The sequence below is a fragment of the Nocardia wallacei genome (assembly GCF_029869545.1).
GTDB classification, from domain to species: domain Bacteria; phylum Actinomycetota; class Actinomycetes; order Mycobacteriales; family Mycobacteriaceae; genus Nocardia; species Nocardia wallacei_A.
The window spans coordinates 1-8320 of the sequence record NZ_JARWQD010000323.1 but is presented as its reverse complement, the minus strand read 5'-3'; the positions used below and the strand labels follow the sequence as shown (position 1 = coordinate 8320).

Below are 8320 nucleotides of genomic sequence, written 5' to 3'. Positions count from 1 at the left end.
TGACCATGTCACAACCGTGTGGAACCCCCGGATATTGTCGGCTGGTGCAGTGGATACCCGCGCGGCAGGATTGCCGCTGCCGCGCACCCATCGCAGCGATGAGGAAGGCATAACCGCATGAACGACCCGCAGCAGGACAGGCCCCAGGACGGCGAGGAGGCCCCCGACCTCACCTTCCGGATGGCCCCGGGCGATTCGGCGGATTCCTCGAACGCGGCATCGGCCGACACCACACCGGACGAGCCGGACCCTGCCGAACCCACCGCGGAGGCGCCCGCGACCGAGCAGTCCGTCGAGGCGCAGGCCACCGAACTCACCCACCGCATCGCCCGCGAACTCGCGGTCGCCGGACCGGAGGGCTGGCAGCGGCTGGAGGCGGTCTTCTCGATCACCGTCGCCGGCGGCGTCACCTACGTCCGGTATTTCGACGAGGGCGGGCGGGTGGTCCGGGCCGACCCGCCCGACGAGGTCGTGGAGCTGGTGCGACTGCAGCGCGAGGTGTCGGCACAGCTGGGCGACGGCCCGTGGTGGCGCCTGGTGTTGCGGCTCGAGATCACCGGCCAGCTCGAGGCCGACTACGACTACGGCGACGATCCGTTCCCCGACGAGGAGTTGCTGATCCCCGAGGCCTACCGAGCCGATCTCGAGGCCTACCCGCGCAATCGGCTGCCGGTCTGGCTGGCCGCATATATAGGCCACGACAACCGGCAGTGGCGTTCGCCGCAGCAGGCGGCGCGGCAGGCCCGCGCCGACCGCGAGGCCGAGATCACCGCCGTGCAGTCGCTGGACGACTTCCCGGTGCTGCCCGTGCTGTGGGCGCGCTGGGCGACCGTCGCCGCGGCCTTCGTCGCCGTCGGCTCCGAGTGGGGTCCGCGCGTGCTGCCCGCGCTGGGCGTCTTCGAGGGATCCTCCCGCAGCGGCTCGACCCTGTACGTTCTGCCCGGCGGCCGCGCGGTGCTGTCGGGCGGCGTCTGGAACGCGCCCGAACTGGATTCGGCGTACAACAGCGGCGCCCCCCTGCCCGCCCTGTACGCGGGCGCGCCGGAATGGGTGGCCAACCAGGTGCTCAATCCCCGCGCCGCCCGCGGCATGCTCTCCTTCTGCTACTGGTGGGAGCGCGGCAGCTGGTATCGCGGCGAGTCACCCACCTCCGACAAGATCAGCGCGGCCGTGCCCGGCATGTGGACCGCCGACACGGTCATCGACGTGGTCTGCGGCCTGCTGAGCGCCGAGCCCAGCGAGGAATTGCGGTCCACCGCGGCGAATCTGGTGGCCGCGGCCGAGGCGGGCGTGGTCACCCGCAACACCCTGACCGCGCTGTTCACCGATCCGTCCGACGATATCGACGGCGCGCTGTATCAACTGTCGCTGGCCGGTCTGGTAACCACCGTCCCGGAACCGATCTCGGAGGAGCGCGCGATCACCCGCGTCCGCGAGCACATCCGGAGCCTGGACATCGACACCTCCCGCTACCCCGTGGACGAGCTGGTCGCCGAGCGGCTCAGCGTCGGCTGGATGGTGTTCGTCCCCACCCGCCCCGGTGAGATCGCGGTCGGCCGCGCCATCTTCTACATCGCCGACGACGGCGTGATCGAACAGTCCTCCTCCTCGGTCGCCCCCTCCGTCTACACCGAGGGTTTCGAACAACGCTTCCACCAGCGCCAGACCAGCGCCGCCGCCGATTTCCCGATTCAGTGAGGGGGTGCGGTAACTGCCGAAAGAGCCAACAGGTGAACACCTTTCGACCGGTCGGTGGAGTCACCGCGCACAGCCTGCGGCCACCGCTCGATCCGATATGCTGAACGGCGTGAGCACGACCTTGCCGGTGACGTCGTACTACGACGCCGGTACGTGCGAGGGCGGGCGGGGGATGACCACCGGTGCGGTACCCACCCTGATCGCTCGAGGGCCGACAACTTTTCCGAGTATCTCGTCGTAGAAGGACCGACCGATGGCAGACAGCGAATTCGATGGCCTGACCAAGGCTGCCCAGGGCAACTACATCCGGCTGAAGCCGGAAGCCGCCAAGAAGTGTGTCGAGCTGTGTGGTGACATGATCGACGAGCTCAACAGCGCGATCGGCGATGCCGACCAGCTCGACGACGTCAAAGGCTTCGGTGAAACTTCAGCCGCCGTCCCGAACGCGAAGCAGCTCGCCGATCGCTACAAGTCCCGCGTCGACGGCGGCGATTCCTCGCTGAAGCACGTGCTGACGAAGCACCGCGACCTCGTCAACGACATGATGGAAACCTTCATTGCCGCGGGCCGTGCGTATCTGACGAACGAGGACGCCACCAAGGCGGATCTTGCCTCTTACGACAAGGCGATCGACGGTTACCGGCCGAAGAAGCCGTGAGGTTCCAGCTGTCCTTGCCTTAGGGAGGTGAATGATGGGCGGCGTAGACAAGCCAGAAGCCAAGCTGAACAAGTTCGAGCCGAAGAGCCCGAAGGCCGACAAGAACACCGTGCTCGGTACCGACAGCAAGATCGAAACCGAGGAGGGCGAGATCCCATGGGAGACTTATGGCAAGAAGCTGGAGGATCTCGTAAAATTCCGTGATTCGATCGACACCGGTTCGGTGCGCGCGTTGGAGAAGAAGTGGCGCGATCACGGCACAAAGCTGGATACGCTCCAGAACAAATTCTCGAATGCGGTGAAATCGACGATTCGTGATTCCTGGGAATCGAACGCCGGCGCCGCCGCGTCGGCGGCGGTGCAAAATTACGCAGATCAACTGGCGCAGCTCCCCGCTGTTATCACGGGGATCGCCAACAGTCTGGATTTCTCGGCAAAGTTCCTCGAGGACACGCGGAACAACATTCCCGACGAAAAAGGTCAGCTGGCCGACGGGAAGACGAATGTCGTGACCGGGATAGTGAAGTCGTGGGACTACGACGACAACTACGCCACCGCGTCGGACGACTCTAGTCATATGACCTACGCCGAGAACTACCAATACGTCTCCGAAGAGAACCGCGCGCTCGTGAGGCAGAAGCTCGAGCAGCGAGCCAACGACGTCATGAACCAGATCTTCGTCCCCGGCGGGAAATCCGTGGATGCGGCCATGCCGATGTTCCCGCTCCCGAAATCGGTGACGAATGGGGTGGACCCGACAACCGGCCGCAAGCCCGGCGATCAGGGCCCCGGCAGCCCGGGTAACCCCGGTAGCCCAGGCAGTCCGAGCAGTCCCGGCAGCCCGGGGTCACCGAACCTCGCGCCGATGCAGAGGCAGCAGCAGGAGGCACAGCGCCGGGCCGAGCAGCAGCAGAAGCAGCTACAGGAGCAGCAGCAGCGGCAACTGGAGGAGCAGCGGCGGCAGCAGCAGGAGGCGCAGCGCCAGGCTCAGGAGCAGCAGCAGAGGCAGGCGCAGCAGCAGGCCGCGCAGCAGGGTATGCAGGCTGCTCAGCAAGCGGTGCAGCAGGGCATGCAGGCCGCGCAGCAGGCGGCGCAGCAGGGTATGCAGGCCGCTCAGGCCGAGGCTGCGAAGGCCGGGTTGGCCGGTGGGGTACCTGGGGTGGCCGGACTGGCAGAGGGACTCGCCAAGGGCGGGGCCAAGGGCGGCGGTGCGGGAGGCGGTGCCGGTGCCGGGAAGGGCGGCAGTCTCGGCGTCGGCAGCGGCCCGGGAGCGACCTTGAGCGGCAAGACATCTCCCACCGCGGATCGTCTGTTCCCCCGTGCCAGCATGACCGATGCGGCGGCGTCCGCGGCGTCGGGTCGCGCGGGCGTGGCCGCGGGCGCGGGCGCACCGGGCGGCATGGGTGGTCCGATGGGCGGCGGCGGTGCGGGAGCCGGTGGCGGCCAGAACAAGGAGCACAAGCGGGCCGACTATCTGGACTCCACCGAGCATCTGGAGGAGGCCCTGGGCGACGCCCCGGTCGTCGCGAAGCCGGTCGTCGAGAAATGACCGTTTATCGTGGGCGGCTGACATCGCTCGAGGTCGCGGTTCTGTGGGAGATGATGTCGGATGACAACCTGCCGTACCCGCTGACGCACTGGCCGACTCACCAATACGAGGCCGACTACGTCCGCGCCAAAAAGGAGACGGCGAAACGACTCTTGGAGAATCCGCCGCTCCGGGGGCCGCAAGGGTGGGATTCCGCCGACTTGCTGCATCTGTGGGAGGCCGCCGTCAACCCGGACATTGTCATCCGGGCGGCGGGGGAGGGGCCCGGCGACGCGACGGACAAGCCGGTGGTGACGCGCGTCCTCGGATTGCGACGCGAAGGGTATGCGCTTGTCCTGGTTCAGCAGCCGGGCGAGCTAGTCGAGCGCGGCGGCGATGTCGACCTCTACGAGACCGATGTCGTCGGGCTGGCGAAAGCCGTGATCGATCAGCTGCCGAAGACCGGGCCGGGTAAGTTGCGCGAGGTCCCGATCGTCACGCAGGAGCAGCATCGGACGAGTTCCGGTGACGACTCTTCGGCGGTGTTCGATTCGATGGACCCGACGTATCAACGCTCCGAGCGTTGGCGCAGCGCCAAGTCGACCCACCTCGGCGAGCTGAAGGTCGAACCGGGCAGTGCGGCGCACTGGCTCCAGGACCGCAGTGGCTTTCTCGTGCGCTGGCGCGACCTTGTCGACGACGGCCGCTACCTGATCGAGCCCAAGCCGAACCCGGTCGCGATTCCGGTGGACGACAGCGCGTTCGAAAGATTCGTCAACCAGCGAGTCGCCGAACTGGTCCGGCGAATCCGGGAGAACCGGCCCGTCGAACGTGACTTCCGAGTCTCTTGAGCATGCAGAATCAGTCATGTTCGACGAGATGACGCGCGACACGCTCGAGTTCCTTCTCGAAACGGAGTTCTACGAGCACCGTCTGCCCGGCCTCGGCGCGGTCGTCGAGGCCGGGGGGCAGCGCTGGGAGCGTGCACTCGGCGTCTCGGACGTGACCACCGGCGAACCGTTCCGGATCGGCGACTACTTCCGCATCGGAAGTGTCACGAAATCGTTCACCGCGACCGCTGTCCTGCGGCAGATCGACAGGGGCCGACTCGGTTTCGACGACCCCCTCGAACCCTTCGTCCCGGGCATACCGAACGGTGAGCGCATCACGATCAGACACCTCCTGAACATGACGTCCGGTGTACCCGACTACGCCGATTCACCGGACTGGCTACCGACGATCGAGGGGCTGTCGCTCGACACCGCCGACGCGGATTGGCCGCAGCAGCGCAAGGTCGATGTGATGCGAAGCATGCCCGCGGCTTTCGAACCGGGTGTCAAGGCCCACTACTGCAACAGCCACTACATACTGCTCGGACTCGTGCTCGAGCAGGTGACCGGCAAGCCTGCCGCCGACGTGATCAACGGCGACGTGGTCGCGGCGGTGCCGGGACTGACGAACACCGAATTCCCCTCGGTCGCAAAACTTCCCGACCCGCATCCGGCGGTCTACGCGCTCGAGCCCGACAGCCGCATACTGCGCGAGCTCGGCGACATGAACCTCAACGTCCTGTGGACGGCCGCCGCGATGACCTCGACGATCGAGGACCTCCTGGTTTGGGTTCGCGAGCTTACCGACGGCACGCTGCTGTCAGCGGACCTACAGCGTGAGCGTCTGGCGACCCCTCGGCATCTGGACGGCTGGCGGGGCCTGCATCGATACGGGCTCGGGGTGCAGCGCCCCGGCGCGCTGGTCGGCCACGGCGGAATGATGCCCGGTTCGTCGTGCGCGGTGTTCCGTTTTCCAGCCGAGAATGCGTCGGTCGCAGTCGTCACCAACGGGTTGGTGAACGACATCGTCATCAGCCAGGCGATCGCCTTGGCGATCATGCGAGCGCTCTACCCGAGCTGCGTCGATGGCTGAATTCCCCCACGCATCCGATTACTCGAGGGGACGGAGAGAATTCCGGCGCAATTGAAGATCATCGAAGTACGCATTGTTACGGACCGATAATCGCGGGGTCCGCGTGGACATCCTGACACAGATCCACGCCGAAGGCATGCCACAGAAACTTGCGCTGTCGGCCGTCCGCCGGTGCCGCTATCGTACGGGTGCGGTACCGATCGATCGTCGGCACAGACGACGCCGGGCCCGGGGGCTGGGTAGGATGTGTCACCTGGAGGGAGGGCTGATCGTGCAGGTGAACGGCGGGTTGCGGCAACGGTGGCGCGGCACCGACAACGGCCTTGACGTGCATGAGATGCTCTATGTGACACTTTTTTTCAGGAGGGGCTGAGCATGACTGCGCCGCAGGAGGGTCAGGGACTCCCGGAGGACGAGTTCCCCACGGAGTTCAGCGCGGCCTCGGTGACCGGGACGATCTCGGTGCGGACCACCGAACAGGGTCTGCCGCTGGGCATTCGGGTCGATCCCGATGAATTGCGCCGCGATCCGGACAGTTTGGCGGGGGAGGTGCTGCGGCTGTGCCGCCAGGCGGCGAATCGCGCGGGGCTGCAGCGTCGGAAACAGTTGCAGGAGGCGGGGTTCAGCTCCGACATGCTGGCGCTGACCGGACTGCCCACCGAGGCGGATGTCGCGCGGCAGGAAATCATCGAGGAACAGGAATACGACACGCAGCCGCAGAGCTGGTTGCGCTCGGTCTGAGCGGCGGACTCGGCCGGCCGGTAAGGGGAACGCGAGGTAGCCATGGTCGACACGATGGACGAGCTGATCGCACGCGTGCAGAAACAGCTGTATCGGCTGCGCGATCTCGATGACGCGATGCGCGATGTGCGGGCCAGCGCCACTTCCGAGGACGGCGCGATAACCGCCGAGGTGGACGGTAACGGCGCACTGGTCGGGCTGAGTTTCTCCGGCCGGATATCCAAACTTTCGCCCGAGGAATTCGAAAAGACGCTGGTCGACACCGCCCGTGCGGCGGCACAGAGGGCCTTCTCCGAACGCGCCGATCTGGTGACGGCCTACAACGAGGAGAGCGCCGGGTAGTCACCGAATGTTAACCCCGCACAGATCGCAGCCTATGAACTCGTAAAGGTACCGTTGAGACCGAAACGTCATGCGACGTTTCGAGATTGGATGAGGGTATGAATCACGTAGAAGTAGTGCCGGACGCGTTGCGCCGATACGGCGACACTTCGGCCGTGATGGCTTCCGAGGTCGCCACTGCCGGGGCGGTCGACCAGTCGGCGACGATGGCGGCGGCGGTGCCGGTATTCGGGCTCATCGGTCAGGAGTTCCTGCTGTCGTTCGCCTACGCGCAGGCCAATCATCTGACCTCGGTGGCCCAGCTGGCCGCGGTGCACGCCGGTACGGCCCTGACCTCCCACCAGGCCGCCGCCACCTACGAGACCACCGATGCCGCGTCCGGCGCGGATATCGGGTCAGTCGGCACGCAGCAATGAGTCTGCCGGGGATGACTCCGCCACCGGGCGCGGAGCCACCGGATCCGACGGTGTTGGAGCTGTTGCGCGGCAGCGCCCTGGCACCCATGTTGGACAAGCCGGTGGGTGACATCCTGCAGGACATGGGTCTGCCGCCCCTGCCCGACCTGCAGGGGGTGCCGCCGCTGCCGGGCCTGCCGCCGCTGCCGGTGATCGACCTGACCGCCCTGATGCGCCCGCTGACCGATCTCGCCTCGGCGTTCGGTACCGGGCAGTTCGCGCCGACGCCCGCCGTGGCCCCGGCCCCCGCGCCAGCACCGGAAGGCGGTGCGGCACAGGGCAATCCGGGTGCGCCCGGCGGTCAGCAGGTCGCGGCTCCGCCGCCGCCACCACCGATGGATCCCACGCAGATGCTGTCGGGTGTGTCCACCGCATTGCAGACGGCGATGTCGCTGGGCACCTCGGCGCTGCAACTGGCGATGACGCTGTGGCAGGGCCAGGCGGCGCAGGAGGCGCAGAAGAAGGCCTCCGCGGCCAGCGTCGACTCCGCGGCCCTCGGGGCGCAGAGTGCGGGCGAGAAGCAGGAACTGATCGGCGCGGCCTCCAGCGTCGCGGTCGGCTCGGCCCAGATGGCCGGCGTGGTGGCGAAGCAGGCCACCACGATGGCGCTGGCGCCGCTGTTCATCATCAGCGGTGTGGGCCAGGCGTTTCTGGTGCAGCAGACGATCCAGTCCATCACCGAGGCGCTGGCGATCACCGCCAAGACCAAGGGTGAGCTGGGCGTGCGCAGCGTCGGAATGACCAAGGTCGGCAGCAAGATCCCGATCACGGGCGCCCCCAAGGGCGTCAAGTCGTCGCAGGACGTGTCGAAGATGCTCAGCATGCTGGGCCCGCTGATGAGCATGGGGACCCAGGCTTCGCAGGCCGTCGGGCAACTGGCGAAGGCGAACGCCTCGCTGTCCGCGCCGACGCCGGTCGCGAAACCGGAGGACGCCGCGGCCGGTGGCGGCGGCGGTGCCGGGGGCGCGGCGGCGG

The 8320-nt window shown here is 67.2% G+C and carries 10 protein-coding genes; all 10 read left to right on the top strand.

Features of this window, described 5'->3' with window-relative positions; genetic code table 11:
• The first annotated feature begins 117 nt into the window (after window positions 1–117).
• Entirely contained in the window at window positions 118–1698 is a 1581-nt protein-coding gene (locus QH290_RS29760; protein WP_280386499.1) for a hypothetical protein, read from the top strand.
• Between the two features lie 109 nt (window positions 1699–1807).
• Window positions 1808–1939, top strand: a complete 132-nt coding sequence (locus tag QH290_RS29755) for a hypothetical protein (RefSeq protein ID WP_280266728.1) — start codon at window positions 1808–1810, stop codon at window positions 1937–1939.
• A gap of 12 nt (window positions 1940–1951) precedes the next feature.
• Complete coding sequence (locus tag QH290_RS29750; RefSeq protein WP_280266729.1) at window positions 1952–2356, top strand: hypothetical protein; 405 nt, start codon at window positions 1952–1954, stop codon at window positions 2354–2356.
• 31 nt (window positions 2357–2387) lie between these two features.
• Window positions 2388–3905 carry a hypothetical protein gene (locus QH290_RS29745; RefSeq protein WP_280266730.1) on the top strand — a complete coding sequence of 506 codons (1518 nt, stop codon included), beginning with the start codon at window positions 2388–2390 and terminating at the stop codon, window positions 3903–3905.
• Entirely contained in the window at window positions 3902–4735 is an 834-nt protein-coding gene (locus QH290_RS29740; RefSeq protein WP_280266731.1) for an ESX secretion-associated protein EspG, read from the top strand. The genes QH290_RS29745 and QH290_RS29740 overlap by 4 nt, the downstream gene beginning before the upstream one ends.
• 28 nt (window positions 4736–4763) lie before the next feature.
• Window positions 4764–5807 (top strand): serine hydrolase domain-containing protein, encoded by a 1044-nt coding sequence (locus tag QH290_RS29735; protein WP_280386497.1) that lies wholly within the window; start codon window positions 4764–4766, stop codon window positions 5805–5807.
• A 375-nt stretch (window positions 5808–6182) separates the two neighbouring features.
• Window positions 6183–6548, top strand: coding sequence for a hypothetical protein (locus QH290_RS29730; RefSeq protein ID WP_280386495.1), 366 nt, complete (start codon window positions 6183–6185; stop codon window positions 6546–6548).
• A 42-nt stretch (window positions 6549–6590) separates the two neighbouring features.
• Entirely contained in the window at window positions 6591–6890 is a 300-nt protein-coding gene (locus tag QH290_RS29725) for a YbaB/EbfC family nucleoid-associated protein (protein ID WP_280266734.1), read from the top strand.
• Between the two features lie 98 nt (window positions 6891–6988).
• On the top strand, window positions 6989–7306 hold the full coding sequence (locus QH290_RS29720; RefSeq protein WP_280266735.1) for a type VII secretion target: 318 nt from the start codon (window positions 6989–6991) through the stop codon (window positions 7304–7306).
• A gap of 11 nt (window positions 7307–7317) precedes the next feature.
• Window positions 7318–8320 (top strand): hypothetical protein (locus tag QH290_RS29715; RefSeq protein ID WP_280386493.1); only part of this gene is annotated, 1003 nt, incomplete at its 3' end.